This window comes from Acinetobacter sp. CE-15, assembly GCF_051059255.1.
Taxonomy (GTDB): Bacteria; Pseudomonadota; Gammaproteobacteria; order Pseudomonadales; family Moraxellaceae; genus Acinetobacter; species Acinetobacter guillouiae.
The window spans coordinates 1,902,305-1,919,902 of the sequence record NZ_CP192737.1 but is presented as its reverse complement, the minus strand read 5'-3'; the positions used below and the strand labels follow the sequence as shown (position 1 = coordinate 1,919,902).

Annotated in this window: 22 protein-coding genes; 10 read left to right on the top strand and 12 right to left on the bottom strand. The window is 38.0% G+C overall.

The genetic code is table 11. The features are described from left to right. Positions 1-8: 8 nt before the first annotated feature. The 7 genes from ACQ7EO_RS08840 to ACQ7EO_RS08810 form a co-directional block, all read right to left on the bottom strand. Entirely contained in the window at positions 9-602 is a 594-nt protein-coding gene (locus ACQ7EO_RS08840; RefSeq protein ID WP_004719444.1) for a CvpA family protein, read from the bottom strand. A 3-nt stretch (positions 603-605) separates the two neighbouring features. Beyond that, on the bottom strand, positions 606-1,610 hold the full coding sequence (locus ACQ7EO_RS08835; protein ID WP_004719442.1) for a quinone-dependent dihydroorotate dehydrogenase: 1,005 nt from the start codon (positions 1,608-1,610) through the stop codon (positions 606-608). Positions 1,611-1,699: 89 nt separating this feature from the next. Continuing rightward, positions 1,700-2,179 (bottom strand): type II secretion system protein GspM, encoded by a 480-nt coding sequence (gene gspM / locus ACQ7EO_RS08830; protein WP_239045417.1) that lies wholly within the window; start codon positions 2,177-2,179, stop codon positions 1,700-1,702. After that, complete coding sequence (gspL, locus tag ACQ7EO_RS08825) at positions 2,179-3,321, bottom strand: type II secretion system protein GspL (protein WP_434279408.1); 1,143 nt, start codon at positions 3,319-3,321, stop codon at positions 2,179-2,181. The genes gspM and gspL overlap by 1 nt, the downstream gene beginning before the upstream one ends. Positions 3,322-3,359: 38 nt before the next feature. After that, positions 3,360-3,815, bottom strand: coding sequence for a SixA phosphatase family protein (locus tag ACQ7EO_RS08820; protein WP_004822364.1), 456 nt, complete (start codon positions 3,813-3,815; stop codon positions 3,360-3,362). Between the two features lie 91 nt (positions 3,816-3,906). After that, positions 3,907-4,980, bottom strand: a complete 1,074-nt coding sequence (locus ACQ7EO_RS08815) for an NAD(P)H-dependent glycerol-3-phosphate dehydrogenase (protein WP_151957715.1) — start codon at positions 4,978-4,980, stop codon at positions 3,907-3,909. A gap of 74 nt (positions 4,981-5,054) precedes the next feature. Continuing rightward, a complete protein-coding gene (locus ACQ7EO_RS08810; RefSeq protein ID WP_035371016.1) occupies positions 5,055-5,630 on the bottom strand; it encodes a nitroreductase family protein in 576 nt (191 codons plus the stop codon). Positions 5,631-5,955: 325 nt separating this feature from the next. Here ACQ7EO_RS08810 and ACQ7EO_RS08805 point away from each other — a divergent pair, with 325 nt between their 5' ends. Then, positions 5,956-6,336, top strand: a complete 381-nt coding sequence (locus ACQ7EO_RS08805; protein WP_434279407.1) for a hypothetical protein — start codon at positions 5,956-5,958, stop codon at positions 6,334-6,336. 91 nt (positions 6,337-6,427) lie between these two features. Here the strand turns inward: ACQ7EO_RS08805 and rhlB are convergent, their stop codons facing one another. Beyond that, entirely contained in the window at positions 6,428-7,579 is a 1,152-nt protein-coding gene (rhlB, locus tag ACQ7EO_RS08800) for an ATP-dependent RNA helicase RhlB (RefSeq protein ID WP_004719428.1), read from the bottom strand. A 106-nt stretch (positions 7,580-7,685) separates the two neighbouring features. Further along, positions 7,686-7,898 (bottom strand): cold-shock protein, encoded by a 213-nt coding sequence (locus ACQ7EO_RS08795; protein ID WP_004822370.1) that lies wholly within the window; start codon positions 7,896-7,898, stop codon positions 7,686-7,688. Between the two features lie 382 nt (positions 7,899-8,280). Here ACQ7EO_RS08795 and ACQ7EO_RS08790 point away from each other — a divergent pair, with 382 nt between their 5' ends. From ACQ7EO_RS08790 to ACQ7EO_RS08755, 8 genes are all read left to right on the top strand, one after another. After that, positions 8,281-8,520: a sulfurtransferase TusA family protein gene (locus ACQ7EO_RS08790; RefSeq protein ID WP_004822372.1), complete on the top strand. Its 240-nt coding sequence runs from the start codon at positions 8,281-8,283 to the stop codon at positions 8,518-8,520. A 138-nt stretch (positions 8,521-8,658) separates the two neighbouring features. Beyond that, positions 8,659-9,528, top strand: coding sequence for an RNA polymerase sigma factor RpoH (rpoH, locus tag ACQ7EO_RS08785; RefSeq protein ID WP_004719424.1), 870 nt, complete (start codon positions 8,659-8,661; stop codon positions 9,526-9,528). 175 nt (positions 9,529-9,703) lie between these two features. Continuing rightward, positions 9,704-10,069 (top strand): DUF423 domain-containing protein, encoded by a 366-nt coding sequence (locus tag ACQ7EO_RS08780; protein ID WP_004719421.1) that lies wholly within the window; start codon positions 9,704-9,706, stop codon positions 10,067-10,069. Positions 10,070-10,119: 50 nt separating this feature from the next. Then, on the top strand, positions 10,120-10,317 hold the full coding sequence (gene thiS / locus ACQ7EO_RS08775; RefSeq protein ID WP_004719420.1) for a sulfur carrier protein ThiS: 198 nt from the start codon (positions 10,120-10,122) through the stop codon (positions 10,315-10,317). Between the two features lie 14 nt (positions 10,318-10,331). Beyond that, positions 10,332-11,132: a thiazole synthase gene (locus ACQ7EO_RS08770; protein WP_434279406.1), complete on the top strand. Its 801-nt coding sequence runs from the start codon at positions 10,332-10,334 to the stop codon at positions 11,130-11,132. A 77-nt stretch (positions 11,133-11,209) separates the two neighbouring features. Beyond that, the gene (locus tag ACQ7EO_RS08765) at positions 11,210-11,890 is read left to right on the top strand and encodes a hypothetical protein (RefSeq protein WP_239045413.1); all 681 of its coding nucleotides are present in this window, start codon (positions 11,210-11,212) and stop codon (positions 11,888-11,890) included. After that, positions 11,890-12,594, top strand: a complete 705-nt coding sequence (locus tag ACQ7EO_RS08760) for a hypothetical protein (RefSeq protein WP_434279405.1) — start codon at positions 11,890-11,892, stop codon at positions 12,592-12,594. The genes ACQ7EO_RS08765 and ACQ7EO_RS08760 overlap by 1 nt, the downstream gene beginning before the upstream one ends. Before the next feature lie 182 nt (positions 12,595-12,776). Continuing rightward, positions 12,777-13,484, top strand: a complete 708-nt coding sequence (locus ACQ7EO_RS08755; protein ID WP_434279404.1) for a hypothetical protein — start codon at positions 12,777-12,779, stop codon at positions 13,482-13,484. Positions 13,485-13,593: 109 nt separating this feature from the next. On the opposite strand, the gene ACQ7EO_RS08750 is transcribed toward ACQ7EO_RS08755, so the two are convergent. The 3 genes from ACQ7EO_RS08750 to ACQ7EO_RS08740 form a co-directional block, all read right to left on the bottom strand. After that, positions 13,594-13,908, bottom strand: a complete 315-nt coding sequence (locus tag ACQ7EO_RS08750; protein ID WP_096734404.1) for a putative quinol monooxygenase — start codon at positions 13,906-13,908, stop codon at positions 13,594-13,596. 49 nt (positions 13,909-13,957) lie between these two features. Continuing rightward, entirely contained in the window at positions 13,958-14,539 is a 582-nt protein-coding gene (locus ACQ7EO_RS08745) for an NAD(P)H-dependent oxidoreductase (RefSeq protein ID WP_434279403.1), read from the bottom strand. Positions 14,540-14,739: 200 nt separating this feature from the next. Next, complete coding sequence (locus ACQ7EO_RS08740; RefSeq protein ID WP_004719407.1) at positions 14,740-15,351, bottom strand: glutathione binding-like protein; 612 nt, start codon at positions 15,349-15,351, stop codon at positions 14,740-14,742. 214 nt (positions 15,352-15,565) lie between these two features. Between ACQ7EO_RS08740 and ACQ7EO_RS08735 the strand changes: the two genes are divergently transcribed. Then, positions 15,566-17,017, top strand: coding sequence for a SulP family inorganic anion transporter (locus ACQ7EO_RS08735; protein WP_434279402.1), 1,452 nt, complete (start codon positions 15,566-15,568; stop codon positions 17,015-17,017). The last annotated feature ends 581 nt before the right edge of the window (positions 17,018-17,598 follow it).

Below are 17,598 nucleotides of genomic sequence, written 5' to 3'. Positions count from 1 at the left end.
AGCTAGGACTAATAAAACGGATTCTTTGTCGAATGTGCTGATTTTTCATCGCTTTGAGTATCCGATGATCGATCAGCCTTAGTTACAGAAGTATCATCGGAACGATCTTCTGAATGTATATGATGTAATGCTTCATTTGCAGCATCTTTAGAGATTTCAGATGCCAAAGGTGCAAATGGTAACAGCGTCTGAATGAATTTGGATTGTTTCCACGTTGGAGAACTTTCAACCCACGGCCCTAAACCTTGCATAGTAATGAGGACGATGAACAAACCTTTCAAGGTCCCTAAAGCACTTCCAGCTAAACGATTTAACGGACCGAGTTTTAAAGTTTTTAAAATCTGATTGAGTAAGGCTGTGACAATCCATGTTAAAACAATAATCACCAAGACAATAAAAGCAAATGCAGCAATTTTCTGCACCACAGGATCCTGACTGAGTGCAGACATTGAAGGTGCGATGATATTGGCATATTTAGCACCGACAATCAGTGCAAAAATCCATCCTATCAAGTTCGCAAAGGCTTTCACGAATCCTTGTCGCAAACCGTTTAGCCCTCCAATGAGCAATAGAATCAGAATAATAATGTCTAAGGTATTCATATTTTAAATCATAGCGTCAACACAGTCTTTAATGAGTGTAGGACCTGTATAGATCATACCACTATAAATTTGGACTAAGCTTGCACCGGCTTGTTGTTTTGCAACAGCTTGTTCACCAGATAAAATTCCACCAACACCAATCAAAGGAATTTTACCTTGTAAAATTTTTGAAAAAGCCGCCAAACATGCCGTGCTCTTTTCAAATACGGGCGCACCTGATAAACCACCCGCTTCATCACCAAATGGCAAACCTTCAACCCCCTCACGGGATAATGTTGTATTGGTCACGATCAATCCATCAATTTTAAACTGCAACAATTGTGATGCAATAAATTCGATATCTGAAGCTTCTAGATCTGGTGCAACTTTCAACACTAAAGGAACATAGTGCTGCAATTCTTCTGCCAACTCTAACTGGCGTTTTTTGAGTGTTTCCAAAAGTTCAGTGAGCGCATGGCCACTTTGTAAAGAACGTAAATTCTTGGTGTTTGGAGATGAGATATTAACAGTAATATAAGATGCGTAGTTATAAACTTTTTCAAGACAAACTAAATAATCGGAAACTGCATCTTCAACTGGTGTTGTGGCATTTTTACCAATATTGATACCAAGAATGCCTTTAAATTTTGCGGCTTTAACATTCTCAACCAATTGATCCACGCCATCATTATTAAACCCCATACGGTTAATAATTGCTTTGGCTTGGGGAATACGGAAAAGGCGTGGCTTGGGATTGCCCTCTTGTGGCTTAGGCGTAATGGTTCCAATTTCAATAAAACCAAATCCTAAACCCGCTAAGGCATCGATATAAGCGCCATTTTTATCCAGTCCTGCTGCTAAACCAACTGGATTTGGAAACTCAATTCCCATGCAAGTGACTGGTTTGGCAGCAACAGTTTGACGAATCGCCCCCATTTTATGGGCAGATTTAAGCATGGATAATGTGAGTTCATGTGCACGCTCTGGTGCTAAAGAAAACAACAAAGGGCGAGCAAGTGAATACATCATAGCTACAAAAGTCTACTGCTTTTTAAGTTGCCATATTATAGGCACAGTATGTTGAAAAGGCTATGCTTGAACTGTGTTTATTTTCACTACTACTGTACCGTCGCTGTTAATTTAATCTGCCCACCTTCTTTGGCTAACTCCATCTTTTCCAAACTCACACCCATTTGAGCAATTTGGGTTAAAAAGTTAGCTAAAACGGCATAGTTTTGATGTTGTGCAATAATCTGAAATTGCTCACCCACTTGCTGTGAGGCAACCGAAAGCCCTTGTTGTTGAGCCACACGCTGAATTTTATCCGCAGTGGTTAATGCCAAATCATCTGCGGGCTTCATGGCCACTACATTACTTTGCATCCACACCACAAGATCTTTCATCTGATTTAAACGTGCTTGTTGTTTTTCGGCAGCTTTATGGGTGTACCACAACGCCGCACCCACAATTGCCACAATGACAAAAATCGTAGTAAAAATAACCATGACACGTTCACGTGGAGATATTTTTTCTAAATTCTCTGCGATTTTCTCAGACCATATATCCAGTCGATTTTGCACATTTTCCATTGTTTTCATTATTGTATCTTCACCAAACCAACGACAGATGCGCCTTGCGTCTGAACATTGCCTAATTCTGCTTTAAAGCCCTGTTGATTCAGTTGCGTCACCAAGGTCTGCAAGCCTTCAGCATTTTTCGCCACCAGATCCATATTTAACACTGCTGTATCATAATTCACACGACTGGCAATGATCTGATGTTGCATCAAAATTGGCCCAACACGGCTGAGTAATTGTAAAGCTTGGGTATTTGCACTCTGACTCAGTGCCAATTTATTTTTAAACTGACGTTCTACAGATTCTTCTGTAATCCGTTGCTCATTTGGAAACCACTTTTTATACTGATCCACTGCAATCAAAGCAGTTTGATCCGCAACTTTCTTCAGCTTAATCCAACGCAAAGCATCGTAACTCAATTGCGCAATGATCAAAACAACCACCAAAACTGCACAGGCTTGCCAATAACGAGAAACGCCTTGATTGGCTTGCTTGGCTTTTGGCAATACATTATAAGGATGTAGTTTCGGTTTTTTGATTTCACTAAATTGATAATCAAAAGGCTCACGCTGATCCGCTGTAGCAATCGCAAATAAGCTGACCGCTTGCTCATCTGTCAATCCGCTATATAAATAGCTTTTCTCTCGATCAGCGAAATCCAAATATACATTCAGATCATCAATCGAATTACCAAGGAACTCACCTTCTCGAACCAATAATTGCCCGTTGACATTGGCCAAAATCGTCTGCCCAATTTCCGGTACAGGCAGCATCAAAAAGTCAGGTAATAAAGAGACAATTTTTAACGGAATCAATGACAAGGAATGCTGCATTGTGGTGACAGCATATTGATGAATCCCCAATATTGAAACCTGATCGGGTTGTTGAAAGTGTGAAAACACTTTCATCTGATCAATCGGCAAAATCACATATTCTTCTAATAAATATTTGACACCATCTACACCCAATTGTTTATATTGAGTTTTACTAAATTTCTGTTGAAGAATTTGCACTTCACGACTTGGGAAGAAAACCACAGCTTCTTCACCTTGGTAAAGTTTAATATCTTGTATTAATTGTTCTAGGCTCGAAGATTTAGTCCAATCACTTCCTCGAGACCACTGCCAAACCCCATTGGCTTCAGGCATCCATAAGTACAACATTTATCGTTTTCTGCCGTTAAGTTCTTTTAACAATGCTTTTATACAGTTGGAATAAAGGCTTTATCTTGTGTAGATAGACCATTTGCAATCACAGTTTGCTCATAAATACGAGCCTCTGCCAAGGCAAAAGGATTAAAATGTTCATGTGTCAGTTGTTCTGCAATATGTGCCACAACATTCATATGACATACCACCACAATACGTTCAAATGGCAATTGTGACAACCATTCGATTGCTAATTTTGCATCATCATCTGGCTTTATTTTGTCACAGACCAATACAGATATATTCGGGAAGTACGTCTGTATGTGCGCCAATGTTTCTTGTGCTCTTAATAAAGTGCTGACAACAAATACATCCGGCTGCACGATTTCTTTTAAAAAATTAGCCGTTTGTTGTGCTTGTAAATGCCCACGTTGTGTTAAAGGCCGTTTACTGTCCACCCCATTGACGGGTGGAGCTGCTTCACCATGACGCACCAAAGTCAGTTGCATAAGATTTCCTTTTTAATACTGCACTGATTATAACGAGGCTTTGTTACAAATCCATCTCTAAAGTTTTGAATATTGTGCCAACAACACACGATTAAACTTCGTTATGCGGAAGCACAAACTCTACATCACTACGATGCCCATTCTTCATCAAAGAAACGGCAATATTCAGTGGTGGCGCACCTTCAAAAATAACTTCATACAATGCAGTGGTAATTGGCATATAGACATCCAACTCCTTTGCACGTGCATTGACTTGTACAATGGTGTTGATCCCTTCAGCGGTTTGTCCCAATTCAGAGGTTGCTTGTTCCAGTGTCTTTCCAGAACCCAAGGCAAAACCAACTTGATAATTTCGGCTCAATGGGCTGTTACAGGTTGCAAAAAGATCACCGACACCAGACAAACCTAAGAATGTTAAAGGATTTGCCCCCAACTTAACTGCAAAGCGACTCATTTCAGCCAAGGCACGGGTTAAAATCATACTCTTGGTATTTTCACCAACTTTATAAGCAGCGGCCATTCCCATTGCAACAGCATAAATATTTTTAAGTGCCCCACCCAATTCGACACCATGTACATCATCACTGCCAAATACTCGAAACAAGGCACTGTGCAGTGCTTGTTGTACGGCATAACGTACTAATTCACTATCACTGGCAATTACGGTACCTGCAGGTTGTCCTGCAACAATTTCTTTGGCTAAATTAGGTCCTGAAAGAACACCATAAGGGACTTCAGGAAGCTCTTCCCGAATGATGTCACTCATAAAGCTAAAGGTTTTTGCTTCGATGCCTTTGGTTAATGAAACAACGGCTTGTGCACTAATAAACGGTTTAATTTGACGTAAAACATCACGAAAAGAATGGCTTGGGATTGCCACCAGAATAATATCGCGATCACGCACTGCATCTTCTAGATTTGACTCAGCACGTAAACCCGCTTCCAATTGAAAATCTGGTAAATAGCGTTTATTGACATGAGTCGCATTAATTTCAGCTGCGATACTTTCATCGCGAATCCAAATCATGGTGTCACAACCATTACGTACTGCTGTATTTGCCATTGCAGTACCAAAACTACCACCACCCAGCACAGTCACACGCAACGCTGTTTTCTGACCCAATACAATAGGTTCAACTAAATCTTTAAATTGTAAATCCGACATTTATTGTTATCCTAAAATGCTTATCCTAATAACCCAATGATTTTTCGACCTGAAAATATCAACAATTTTTTGACTCAAGCTTGCCAAAAATGAACATATTGTGTTGTTTCAATCTCTGCACGCGGGGCAATCGCTTTTGCCGCTGTACCAACATAAATAATGCCAGAAATTAAATCTCGTTCAGCTAAACCCAGTGCTGATTTTAATAATTTAGATTCGACCACAGCCCCACTCCGCCACATGGTTGCGAAACCTTGTGCCTGCATCGACAATAAAAAGTTTTCAATTGCAGCCCCTGAACTCAGCGTTTGTTCAAAAAAAGGCACTTTAGGGTGATCCTGAAATTTAGTCACAGCAAGCACTAAAATAGGCGCTCTAAAAGGATGAAGTTTTACCCGTTCAACTTGGGCTGGATCTAATTCACCTAAGTCAGCAATAGATTGTGCCAGTAATGCACCAAATGCCTCACGTTGCTCAACATCCACGACAATAAATTGTGTGGGTTTTAAACGATGATGATCAGGTGCTGTTAAAGCGGCTTTAAATGCAATATTCAGTTGTGCGTGTGAAGGTGCAGGTTCAACCAAATGACCAATCGATTGACGTTGATGAATATTGTCATGTACTGCTTTGAAATTTAAATCTGACATTGACCTATCTATTATCTGGTTAATTTCACTTGTTTCAAGATTAGCATAATCTAAAATCATTAAGCTATCTCCGACAAAATTTACTTGGCATCTGTCAATATTACATACAACTTATTGTTAGGTTATCAATGAACATGATTGCTCGCAAAAATGCCTTCGATACCCTTTGGCTTCGAAAATAAAGCCAAATCATCAATAAACTTAAAAAAAACTGCAAAATTTATACATGTTTCTCAATATTTAGCCCATATTCTATGCTCAAATTATAACTAATTTAAAAGCAGTATCTATTTTTAATTTTTAGTACAGGAATTTGAGAATCAATATGAATAAATTAACAACGATCACTTTACTTGCTAGTTCAGCGTTACTCTTCACTGCGTGTGCATCAAATCCAACACAAACTTTAGCGATTCAAAACGCAGATAACCAGTATGAAGTCACTGGCTTAGGTAAAGACCAAATTACCGCAAAAAATAATGCCATTACTGCAGCAAACAAGGCTTGCGGTAAAAAAGGTGCACCAGTCTTAGTGGATGAAAAAACTGAATACCATGGCAGTTTAAAAGGTGTCGTCGATGAACAGACTGGAAAAATGATCACTGCAGCAGCAGGCGTATTAGGTTCAGTAATGGGCAAAAACTACGGTATTGAAAAAGATACTGACTATCAAACAACATTGACCTTTAGCTGTAAAGCAAGTTAATCCGTTTAGCCGCCTAAACTAAAATAGCCAATAAAAAACCCACTTTAAATAAGTGGGTTTTTTAAACACAATTTGATAAAAAACAAAAAACTTAGCAATAACCATCTAGTCGCGTTAAAGGCAATTTTTGCCCAATCGCTTTCTCAATAGTTGGTAAATTAAATGCATCATCTTCAGACAAGAAGCTGATACTTACACCCTGTGTACCTGCACGACCTGTACGACCAATACGATGTACATAATCATCTGACTGTTCAGGTAAAGTGAAATTCACCACATGAGATACGCCATCTACATGAATACCACGGCCAGCAACATCCGTTGCGATCATAATATTATGTTGACCATTTTTAAATTGATCTAACATTTTCAAACGTTTATCTTGCGCTATTTCACCAGATAGCATCACCACCTTATAACCATCTGCTTTTAAATGATCATAAAGTTTACGTACTTGATCACGGCGATTGGCAAAGATCATCACTTTTTCAATGGGTTCATCTGCCAAAATTTCACGCAATAAGCGATATTTATCTTTCTTTTCGACCACATATACACGTTGCTCAACATCAGCATTGGTTTTCTTTTCTGGTTCGATTTCGACTGTAACTGGCTCACATAACCATTGTTGGGCAAGATTGAGAACATCATAGCTAAATGTTGCCGAGAACATTAAGGTTTGACGTTGCTCTTTACGTGGCGAAAAACGCACAATCCGTTTAACTGATGGGATAAAGCCCATATCTAATAAACGGTCAGCTTCATCAATCACCAAAAATTCAATTTGATCTAACCAAACTTCTTTTTGTTCTGTGAAATCAATTAAACGACCAGGGGTTGCCACTAAAATATCAACAAAACCTTGATCCAGTTGTTTTCTTTGCTTATCAAAATCAACGCCGCCAACCAAAGTCACGACATTTAGATTGGTATATTTGACCAAATCTTTTGCATCATTTTCAATTTGAATTGCAAGTTCACGTGTTGGGGCAAGAATCAATGCACGTGGCTCACCACGGAAACGTTGTTCTTTAATTGGGTTTGTGAGCAAATCATTAATAATACTGACTAAAAATGCCGCTGTTTTACCTGTGCCGGTTTGAGCACGACCAATTGCATCATGACCTGCTAAAGTATATTTCAATACTTTTTGCTGAATTGGGGTCATTTCTTTAAACCCTAAAGCATCAATCGCTTGTTTAAGTTGCGGATGTAAATTAAGGGTTTCGAAACCTGATGACATAAATACGAGCTCTAACTGTAGACACTTTTAATTGCGCCCATTATAAACAAAAAACGCCCCAATTTATAAGAAATTGGAGCGCCACTTAAATTTTAAAAATTTAAGATTAGTCTAAAGGCTGAACTTCTTCAGCTTGAAAACCTTTTTGACCTTGCACAACACTGAATTCAACGCGTTGACCGTCACGAAGTGAACGATGACCGTCACCTTGAATAGCACGGAAATGAACGAATACGTCATCACCGCCTGCGCGTTGGATAAAGCCGAAGCCTTTAGTGTCGTTGAACCATTTAACTACGCCTTGTTCACGAGCTGTCATAAGTTAATCCTCAGTTATTAAGAAAAAGGGACCACCCGGTGTTGCAAACAGCAGAGCAAACAAAGTTTTAAAATATTTTCTAATTTCAAAGCTTGTAATCATTCTGTAAAACTATTAACAAAATCCCGGTTACATCCATCTTGTAATAGGGTTTCAAAACAAGAATTGTTTCTGATAAATCCTAAATACGCAACGAGCTTAACATGGGTTTATGACAATTAATAGAATTTTTTTTGATAATTATTTTCGATATCAAGCGTGTTTTTTAAACAGCTTCACGATTATTTTTTATTTGTTGAAGAATATTCCAATTTTTGTTGGGGTGTTTCAATAAACTTGGTAAAATATGTGTTCCATAACCCTGTTGTTACCTTGCCAAAAAATGAATGAACCTTTAGGTCAGACAGCAATTGAAATAAATTGTATGGGTAAACCCTGTCCAATGCCTCTATTAATGTTAAAGCGTGAATTAAAAAGAGCATTGCCTCATCAAATATTTCTTTTAATGTCCTCTGATCCACACAGTGAAATTGATATTACGCGTTATTGCGAGATCAACAAGATTTCCTGCCAATTGACTAAACGATCAGAGCATGAATTTCATTACTTAATTGAATCTTAATTATTTTCAATTCAAATTATTTTTTGCAAATTTGCATATATTTTTACATTTCGATACCCAAATTTCCTTACTTATGTACAATATTCGAATTAAGATGAATGCATTAGCTATACAACGAAATTCCTATAAGGAGAACCCATGAGTGACAGCAGCAATCAGTTGATGCCCCTGTCCTTATCTGCACCAGGTGTTAACTTAGGTGCTTATATCAGCACCGTAAATCAGATTCCAATCTTGACAGCTGAACAAGAAAAAGAGTTAGCTGATCGCTATTTTTACGATCAAGATTTAGATGCTGCGAAAATGTTAGTGATGTCTCACTTACGTTTTGTGGTACATATTGCGCGCAGTTATGCGGGCTATGGTTTGCCACAAGGTGATTTAATTCAAGAAGGTAATCTCGGTTTAATGAAAGCAGTTAAACGCTTTGACCCCAATATGGGTGTGCGTTTGGTGTCTTTTGCTGTGCACTGGATTAAGGCTGAAATTCATGAATATGTGATTCGCAATTGGCGTATTGTCAAAATTGCGACCACCAAAGCGCAACGTAAATTGTTTTTTAATTTACGTAGCCTAAAAAAATCAAGTAAAAAACTTACACTTGAAGAAGCACAATCAATTGCCAATGACTTAAATGTAACAGCAGAACAAGTCTTGGAAATGGAAGGTCGTTTAACCGCTTATGATGCTGCTTTTGAAGCTCAAGGTGATGACGATGACGAAGGTTCAACTCATGTTGCACCAGCGCTTTATCTCGAAGATAACCGCTATGATCCTGCTCGTTTAGTCGAAGAAGAAGATTACGAAGAACAAAGTACTTCAGCTTTGCATAATGCTATGGAACAGTTAGATGATCGCTCACGCAACATCTTACAGCGCCGTTGGTTAGATGATGATAAATCGACCTTGCATGAATTGGCTGCAGAGTACAATGTCTCTGCTGAGCGTATTCGTCAGTTAGAAAAAAATGCCATGGACAAAATCAAAGTTGCCATGTCATCCAACTAAATCTTCAAAACAGTCTGCATACAAGACCGATATTTATATTTTCAATAAAAGGGCGACATGCCCTTTTATTTTGCCTGATATTTTTGTCAAATCTTTATTCTTAATAGATTTTGCCTTTAATCCCGCTTCGAAATTGTGTTAATGTTATGCGCAAATTTATGCAGATGACTGGCTTATGTGGATTGCAATTTCAGCACTGAATTTAGCGCTTGCAGTAATCTTAGGTGCATTTGGCGCACATGGTTTAAAAGCTCACGCAACTGAAGCTCAGTTGGCATGGTGGCAAACAGCTACTGATTATTTTTTCTACCACGCACTGGGCCTATTGGCACTGGCTATTCTCAGTAAAGTCATCCCTCAACTTCCAATCAAAGCCAGCTTCTTACTCATCCAAATTGGTATTTTATTTTTCTGCGGTTCGCTTTATGTCATGGCACTGGGTTTACCACGAGGTTTAGGTGCAATTACACCCATTGGTGGAGCACTGATGATTGCAGGTTGGCTGGTCCTTGCATGGAATGCATTGAAATACGCTAAATAAAATTATTTTGATTTTAGACATCACAATTTGCGCAATCGAATGGAATGTATATGCAAATTTTCTTAAATGGTGAGCCTCAAGAAACCGCTTGCCAAAATCTTTTACAACTGGTTCAGGAACTTTCACTCGAAGGTAAACGCTTTGCCGTAGAAATGAATGAAATGATCATTTCCAAAAGTAAACTTGAACTTACCCCTATTGCTGAAAAAGACCGTATTGAAATCATTCACGCTGTCGGTGGCGGCTAATTTGGAGCTCTCCCATGCTAGATTTTCCTACTGAAAACTCCCCTCTTATTATCGGTTCTCGTACTTTTCAATCTCGTCTTCTCGTGGGTACGGGTAAATACAAAGACATGCAAGAAACTGATTTAGCAATTCAAGCCAGTGGCGCTGAAATTGTGACAGTGGCGATTCGCCGAGTAAACATTGGGCAAAATCCAGATCATCCCAACTTACTGTCAATCCTTCCACCTGAAAAATACACCATCTTACCGAACACAGCGGGTTGTTTTGACGCCAATAGCGCAGTACGTACCTGTATGCTTGCACGTGAACTTTTAGATGGCCATAACCTGGTCAAATTGGAAGTATTAGGTGATGAGAAAACCCTTTATCCCAATGTAACAGCAACACTTGATGCTGCTCGCACATTGATTGAAGATGGTTTTGAAGTGATGGTGTATACATCGGATGACCCTATTGTGGCTCAAGAACTTGAAAGCATGGGTTGTGTTGCGATCATGCCTTTAGGTAGCTTAATTGGTTCTGGCCTAGGCATTTTAAATCCGCATACTATTTCAATTATTAAAGAAAATGCCAAAGTGCCAGTTTTGGTTGATGCTGGTGTAGGTACTGCAAGCGATGCCGCAATTGCAATGGAATTAGGTTGCGATGGCGTATTGATGAATACCGCGATTGCCGCTGCACATCATCCAATTTTAATGGCGTCAGCAATGAAAAAAGCGGTTGAAGCTGGACGTGAAGCCTATTTGGCGGGTCGTATGCCACGTAAACGAATGGCAAATGCGAGTTCACCAGAAACAGGTTATTTCTTTAAATAATCGTTTGAATTGCCTAAAAGGATTTTCCGAAGTCCTTTTAGGCTCAAAATATCTTGATAAATTCATTGAGAAAGATCATGAATAAAATAATAAATACCGCCCTGCTCCTGAGCGCTTATTCATCGCTAAGCTTTGCAAATCAGCCTTCTACCTCATTACAAAAATTTGTCCCAAACAATTGGGAAATTCTTGCTCAAGCAGAAGGTGATTTAAATCAAGATGGTAAAAAGGATATTGCCCTCATCATCCAACCTAAAAATGAAAATCAGCACAATCGAAAGCTTTTAGTGCTTTTTCAAAAAGGCCAACAATTACAACTTAAGCTAAGTCGACAAATTCCTAACTGGACCTATCGTTCAGAAGAACTCTGTATCGAAGATGCTCTAGATGACTCCTCATTGACGATAAAAAATCAACGCTTAGATGTGTTATTCAATACTATGTCATCCTGTAGCAATACGTATGGCTTGATATATACCTATGGGTTTAAACTAAAGAACAATCAATTCCATCTCATTGGATTTGATGTTTATGATTTAGATAAAATTAGTGGCAAACTAAAAGAAACCAGCCTTAACTTTCTAAGTAACAAAGCCAAAGTGACCACAACGCCAAATATCTTTGCACAAGTTGAAACGCCATCCAAAATTGTTTGGAAAACACTGAGAACTTCGACAAGCTATACTTTGGAGAATATTCCTTGGGATAGTGAAGAATTGATTCATAACTTTAGCGTTCAATTTATTGGAGAAAAATAATGAAAAACAAAACTGAATTAATTTTATTTTGTGCATTAACAACATGCTCAACTTTGGTTTGGGCAGACACCAACCCCAAAGCTGACTATCAATCATTTATCCCTAAAAACTGGAAAGTGTTGAGTAAAGTACAAGGTGATTTAAATGGTGATAAGCTTACAGATCTTGCTTTAATTATTGAAAATACGGATCCAAAAAATATTGTGACAAATGAGGGATTAGGTAATCCTCAGCTGAATTTAAACAATCGAAAGTTATTAATTTTATTTAAAGCCCCTCAAGGCTATCGTCTTGTTGCAAGTAATTCCTCGCTTCCTACTGAGGGAGATAAAGAATCACCTTGTCTTGCTGACCCTCTAGGTGAAGGCGATCCACTCACCATCAAAAATGGATTAGTTAAAATTAATTTACATTATTGGCTCAGTTGTGGTTCATGGTCTGTCTATAACAATGCTTTTACTTTCCGTTATCAAAACCAGTCTTTTAAGCTGATTGGTTACGATACAGATTACTTCCATCGTGCATCTGGTGAAACCAGTGCGAAAAGTATCAATTTTCTAACAGGTAAAATTAAAAACACTACAGGTGGTGGTGAGTTTGAAAATCAGGATCAAGCTAAGCAAGTTTCTTGGTCCAAATTAAAGAACAGTTATTCACTTAAACTTGAGCAGATCAATTTTAAAGACTACGGCGAGTTTGAATAAAACACGTTTCGTATCTACCAACAATTCATAAATATGCCATATTATTCTGAGAATAAAAGTGTCGAAGAGGACTCGATATTTGCCATAAAAAATTAGCTAAGACAAGGTAATCAAAAGTGATAGCTTGGGGACATGCCTAAAAATAGGCATAAATTTACAATTCAGTGAATTGGAAGAAAACCATGAAGAATAACAATCTATTACTTCTATTTTTTACATTAACAGTCTGCTCAAGCTTAGTGTGGGCAGAAACCAATACTGAAGCTGATGTTCAAGCTTTCATTCCTAAAGATTGGAAAATACTTAGCAAAGTTCAAGGTGACTTAAATGGTGATCAACAGGCCGATATGGTGCTGATTATTGAAAATACGGATCCCGTAAATATTGTTAAAAATAAATTCAATCATAAAAAGCCAGCAAATCTTCTACTTAACCAAAATGAGCGAAAATTATTAGTTCTATTTAAAGACGCTCAAACTTATCGCCTTATCACCAGTAATTCTTCACTCCCTAGAGAAAGCAACAATGAACACCCTTGCCTTATCGATCCATTGATTGTAGACAATTCACCAATCATCCAGAATGGACAACTTAAGATCACATTAAATTACTCGTTTCGTTGTAATTCATGGGAGGTCTTTAATAATATTTATACTTTCCGCTATCAAAACCCATCATTCGATCTGATCGGCTATGATTTACATTATTTCGATATACCATCAGGTGACAGTCGAACTGAAAGTACTAATTTTTTAACAGGGAAAATCAAAAATGTCACCAGTACGCAAGAACTTGATCGCAAAAATACACCAAAGATATCCTGGTCAAAATTAAAGAAAGCACCTTTGCCCAAACTTGAGCAAATCAACTTTGAGCGTTATGTTCAATGATGGATGTCTTTTATAAATTATTTTTTAAAAACAATAATTCAACATAAAAGAATCCCTCACCCTAGCCTTCTCCCAAAGCGAGAAAAAAGCTTATAACAATAAATTAGCTTTAAAATCCATGTTCTAAAATACGGATTTTAACATCAGCAACATGCTCTTTTACTTCAAGTTGATACGCTTGCATATGCTCAGTTTGCAAGTGGGCATTGAGATGTTCAATACTTTCCCATTTTTCAAGCATCACGATCAAATCAGAATCCTTGCTTTGATAACTCACATCAACACCAGCATCAACCAATAGCTGATAACCATGACAGCCTTGCTCTTGTAATACTGTCGGGGTAATTTTCTTAAATGCTTGGATAATTTTATCTTTGTGTAATCCATTTGGATATGCACGGATTTCAGCGACAATGGTCAACATTTTAGGCTCCTTAAATTTTTTAAATGAGATACTCAAAATTCCAATTTGCTTAAGCAAAAAGCTGCTGTAAATGTTGGCGATATGCCTGTTCATATTGCGCAATTTGTGGTGCTTTAATCACATCATTGACAATAAATGTTTCTAAGCTTTGCATCCCTAAGAATTGATTGGCTTTATGAAAAGGTAAATACACACCATCTACACCAACACCATGGAAAAATTGCTCAGGATCATCAAACGCTTGCAAGGGTGCATTCCAAGTTAACGACAACATATACTTTTTCCCCTGAATCAAACCACCTGAGCCATATTTCTTGGTAGCATCAGAACGGCTACGACCATCGTTGGCATATAAACTGCAATGACCAGTGGTAAAAACATCATCAATATATTTTTTCATGGTCCACGGTGCACCCATCCACCAACCTGGCATTTGATAGATCACAACATCCGCCCAGAGATATTTCTCTACTTCTTCTTGAGCATCGTAATTTGCATCAGTACGTGTCACTTTTACACGGTGTCCCAAATCGCTAAGCACGTCTTCACCCAAAGCAGTTAGGGTATCGTTTAATTCACCATTTGAATGTGCAAACTGTTTCGCACCATTTACGATTAAGATATTACTCATTGTTTACCTATATTTTGCCAATACGCTTGATTTATGGCGCAACTATAGAACTTATTTTTATCGCAAAAAACGCAAAAATAAGCAAAACATTATTGACTAAAAATCAATAATAAACACCTTTCCCTGTTTCTGCCCATTTCACGTTAATCAATTCAATAAAAAAGCACCCGTAGGTGCTTTGTATATCGATTTAAGAATACTTAAGGAATTAAACCTTCATCACGCATTGCAATCTGTACAGATTGACGTTCAGCGACTTTATTGCGTAATGCCACAATATTGGTAAATGGCGTTAGATCATGATGAATTGAATTCGACCAATTTGTCAGTACAAACAAGTACGCATCAGCAGGACCAAAGCGGTCATTGACCAAATAATCGTATTCAGACTCTGCAAGATAGTCATCTATATATTTCAACATTTTATCTATGGTTGCATAGCCACGTACTTTTTCATCTTCAGTGATCGCTGGGTCAAAGAAGACGGCATATTCATCATGCAACTCTGAGTTTAAATAACCCAACCATTCTAAAACTTTAGCACGTCCCAAACCTGATGGTGGGATCAAATCCTGTTTAGGATCGTGTTGTGCAATAAAAGGCAGTACTGCAACATTTTCAGTCAAAAGTAAACCTGGATTGATTTCTAATGCGGGTACATAGCCTTTTGGATTGATTTCGTAATAATCTGCGCCCTTTTCTGTTTTATGCGTTTTTAAATCAACACGTTCTAGATCAAAATCAACATTAATTTCGTTGAGTAAAATATGGGCAGCTAAAGAACATGCACCTGGTGAATAATATAATTTCATATCTAATCCTTGTTATATGACTGTTTAAGTTGTAAATGGCTCAGATCACAATTTCAAGTCGTAAAACATAAAATTGCAAAAAGCATAAATTTATAAAATCAGCTATAACTTGAATATTCAACAAAATGAAGACTTTTTCAAGTCAAAGTTAACTGCTTTTTCACTAAGAGATGTTTTAACATACGCATCTTTAAAGAATGATGAAAGGTTTATAGTGATTAGTCTAAAAAAAGCGGAATGGTTTTCCAATATTCGTACAGATGTACTTGCTGGAATGGTCGTAGGCTTGGCACTTATTCCTGAATCAATCGCTTTTTCTGCAATTGCAGGCGTAGATCCACAAGTCGGCCTGTATGCATCATTTTGTATTGCAGTGAGCATTGCTTTCTTTGGTGGACGTACCGCAATGATTTCCGCAGCCACGGGCGCAATGGCGTTGCTGATGGTTACTCTCGTCAAAGATCATGGTTTACAGTATTTATTTGCCACCACAATTTTGACTGGAATTCTTCAGATTCTTGCTGGCTATTTTAAAGTTGCAAAACTGATGCGCTTTGTTTCACAGTCTGTCGTCTATGGTTTTGTTAATGCGTTGGCTATTCTCATCTTTGTGGCACAGATTCCTGAATTACAACGTATGGATTTGACGGCTTATCTATTTGTCGCCTTTGGCTTAGGGGTGGTTTATCTTTTCCCCTATATTCCCAAAATCGGTCAACTCATTCCCTCACCTTTGGTGTGCATTATTGTACTGAGTTTAGCTGCCTTATTTTTGGGTGCAGATATGCGTACAGTCAGTGATTTAGGAAAATTTCCAGACACTTTGCCGCTGTTTTTAATTCCAGACATTCCACTTAACCTCGATACCTTAAAAATTATTTTTCCTTATGCCATCACCTTGGCCACCGTGGGTTTACTCGAAACCATGATGACAACCACGATTGTTAATGAAGTGACCCAAACGGAAGGCGATCGTCATAAAGAATGCCGTGGACAAGGCATCGCCAATATGGTCAGTGGGTTTATGGGGGGTATGGCAGGTTGTGCCATGATTGGGCAATCGATTATCAATGTGTCTTCTGGTGCACGAACTCGCTTATCGACCTTGGTTGCAGGTGTTTTTTTACTGTGCTTAGTGGTCTTTTTAAAAGAATGGCTGTCTTATATTCCAATGGCTGCACTGGTGGCAATTATGATTATGGTGGCTTTTACTACATTCAACTGGGACTCAGTCAAAAACTTTTCAAAACATCCCAAACAAAGCAATAGCGTGATGCTTGCGGTGGTGGTCATTGTACTGATGACGCATAACTTAGCTTTAGGCGTGTTGATTGGTGTACTTTTATCTGCACTTTTCTTGGTCAATAAATTAGAAAATACAGTGCGTGTCCAGTCTCATCTATTGAACAGCACGACCCGTAAATATGAAATTTTTGGGCAAATTTTCTTTAGCAGTTCAGAAAAATTCTTTCAGTTTTTTGATTTTAATGAATCTGTTGATCATGTCATTATCGATTTAACCCATGCCCATATTTGGGATATTACCTCTGTCAGTATGCTCAATCAGGTACAAAACAAGTTTCTGCAAAATAACATTCAGGTTGAAATTATAGGGATGAATGAAGCAAGTCGTAGCTTGGTTGATCAATTTAGTGCGGTAAAATAAACAGCTTTATTTTTCTTAAGGCAGTGATGATCAGCGTTTAATACAGGTAAAGAACAATAGCCAAAATGGTAATCGCAATGCATTGTATCACTGCCAAATTTCTAAGGAATTTAATCATCGTAAGCTACATCCATTATAAAAATAATCCATTATTCAGCGAATATAACCGATATTTTGCTGTTAAATTGTGATTTTTATCTACTAAAATTTGAATATTTACTTAACTTGTCTCAATAACCTTATCTCAAAAAGTTAACTTGGTCTCAATAAATTGACTTTAGGCATCATTTGATACTCAGTAAGTGCGTTAAAACGCGATTGTAATAAACTGAATATTCATTCCTAATCACTTTGGGGCTGTTGACAATTCGTCTATGTTTGCGACTACGAATGTTTTTTAGGCGATACTAGGCGCGAAATACGAAATTTAGTCATTCTAAATGATGAGAAACATCGTTTCGCAAGGTAACAACGTAGCGGCAAAAAACACTCTAGTCCCCCGCTGCGCCTTGCGCTGCAAACAAAGCAGTGCTTTGTTCTTGCTCAGGGTTGTGGTTAAAATTATCTCAGCCTTCGTTATG

Excerpts from the sequence above, each read along its gene's own strand:
- ACQ7EO_RS08815 (WP_151957715.1), bottom strand. The coding sequence starts at position 4,980 with ATGTCGGATTTACAATTTAAAGATTTAGTTGAACCTATTGTATTGGGT.
- ACQ7EO_RS08770 (WP_434279406.1), top strand. The coding sequence starts at position 10,332 with ATGCTAGATTTTCCTACTGAAAACTCCCCTCTTATTATCGGTTCTCGT.
- thiS (WP_004719420.1), top strand. The coding sequence starts at position 10,120 with ATGCAAATTTTCTTAAATGGTGAGCCTCAAGAAACCGCTTGCCAAAAT.
- ACQ7EO_RS08765 (WP_239045413.1), top strand. The coding sequence starts at position 11,210 with ATGAATAAAATAATAAATACCGCCCTGCTCCTGAGCGCTTATTCATCG.
- ACQ7EO_RS08755 (WP_434279404.1), top strand. The coding sequence starts at position 12,777 with ATGAAGAATAACAATCTATTACTTCTATTTTTTACATTAACAGTCTGC.
- ACQ7EO_RS08750 (WP_096734404.1), bottom strand. The coding sequence starts at position 13,908 with ATGTTGACCATTGTCGCTGAAATCCGTGCATATCCAAATGGATTACAC.
- ACQ7EO_RS08740 (WP_004719407.1), bottom strand. The coding sequence starts at position 15,351 with ATGAAATTATATTATTCACCAGGTGCATGTTCTTTAGCTGCCCATATT.
- rpoH (WP_004719424.1), top strand. The coding sequence starts at position 8,659 with ATGAGTGACAGCAGCAATCAGTTGATGCCCCTGTCCTTATCTGCACCA.
- ACQ7EO_RS08760 (WP_434279405.1), top strand. The coding sequence starts at position 11,890 with ATGAAAAACAAAACTGAATTAATTTTATTTTGTGCATTAACAACATGC.
- ACQ7EO_RS08820 (WP_004822364.1), bottom strand. The coding sequence starts at position 3,815 with ATGCAACTGACTTTGGTGCGTCATGGTGAAGCAGCTCCACCCGTCAAT.
- ACQ7EO_RS08745 (WP_434279403.1), bottom strand. The coding sequence starts at position 14,539 with ATGAGTAATATCTTAATCGTAAATGGTGCGAAACAGTTTGCACATTCA.
- ACQ7EO_RS08840 (WP_004719444.1), bottom strand. The coding sequence starts at position 602 with ATGAATACCTTAGACATTATTATTCTGATTCTATTGCTCATTGGAGGG.
- rhlB (WP_004719428.1), bottom strand. The coding sequence starts at position 7,579 with ATGTCATCAGGTTTCGAAACCCTTAATTTACATCCGCAACTTAAACAA.
- ACQ7EO_RS08810 (WP_035371016.1), bottom strand. The coding sequence starts at position 5,630 with ATGTCAGATTTAAATTTCAAAGCAGTACATGACAATATTCATCAACGT.
- ACQ7EO_RS08790 (WP_004822372.1), top strand. The coding sequence starts at position 8,281 with ATGAATGAACCTTTAGGTCAGACAGCAATTGAAATAAATTGTATGGGT.
- gspL (WP_434279408.1), bottom strand. The coding sequence starts at position 3,321 with ATGTTGTACTTATGGATGCCTGAAGCCAATGGGGTTTGGCAGTGGTCT.
- ACQ7EO_RS08780 (WP_004719421.1), top strand. The coding sequence starts at position 9,704 with ATGTGGATTGCAATTTCAGCACTGAATTTAGCGCTTGCAGTAATCTTA.
- gspM (WP_239045417.1), bottom strand. The coding sequence starts at position 2,179 with ATGAAAACAATGGAAAATGTGCAAAATCGACTGGATATATGGTCTGAG.
- ACQ7EO_RS08805 (WP_434279407.1), top strand. The coding sequence starts at position 5,956 with ATGAATAAATTAACAACGATCACTTTACTTGCTAGTTCAGCGTTACTC.
- ACQ7EO_RS08835 (WP_004719442.1), bottom strand. The coding sequence starts at position 1,610 with ATGATGTATTCACTTGCTCGCCCTTTGTTGTTTTCTTTAGCACCAGAG.
- ACQ7EO_RS08795 (WP_004822370.1), bottom strand. The coding sequence starts at position 7,898 with ATGACAGCTCGTGAACAAGGCGTAGTTAAATGGTTCAACGACACTAAA.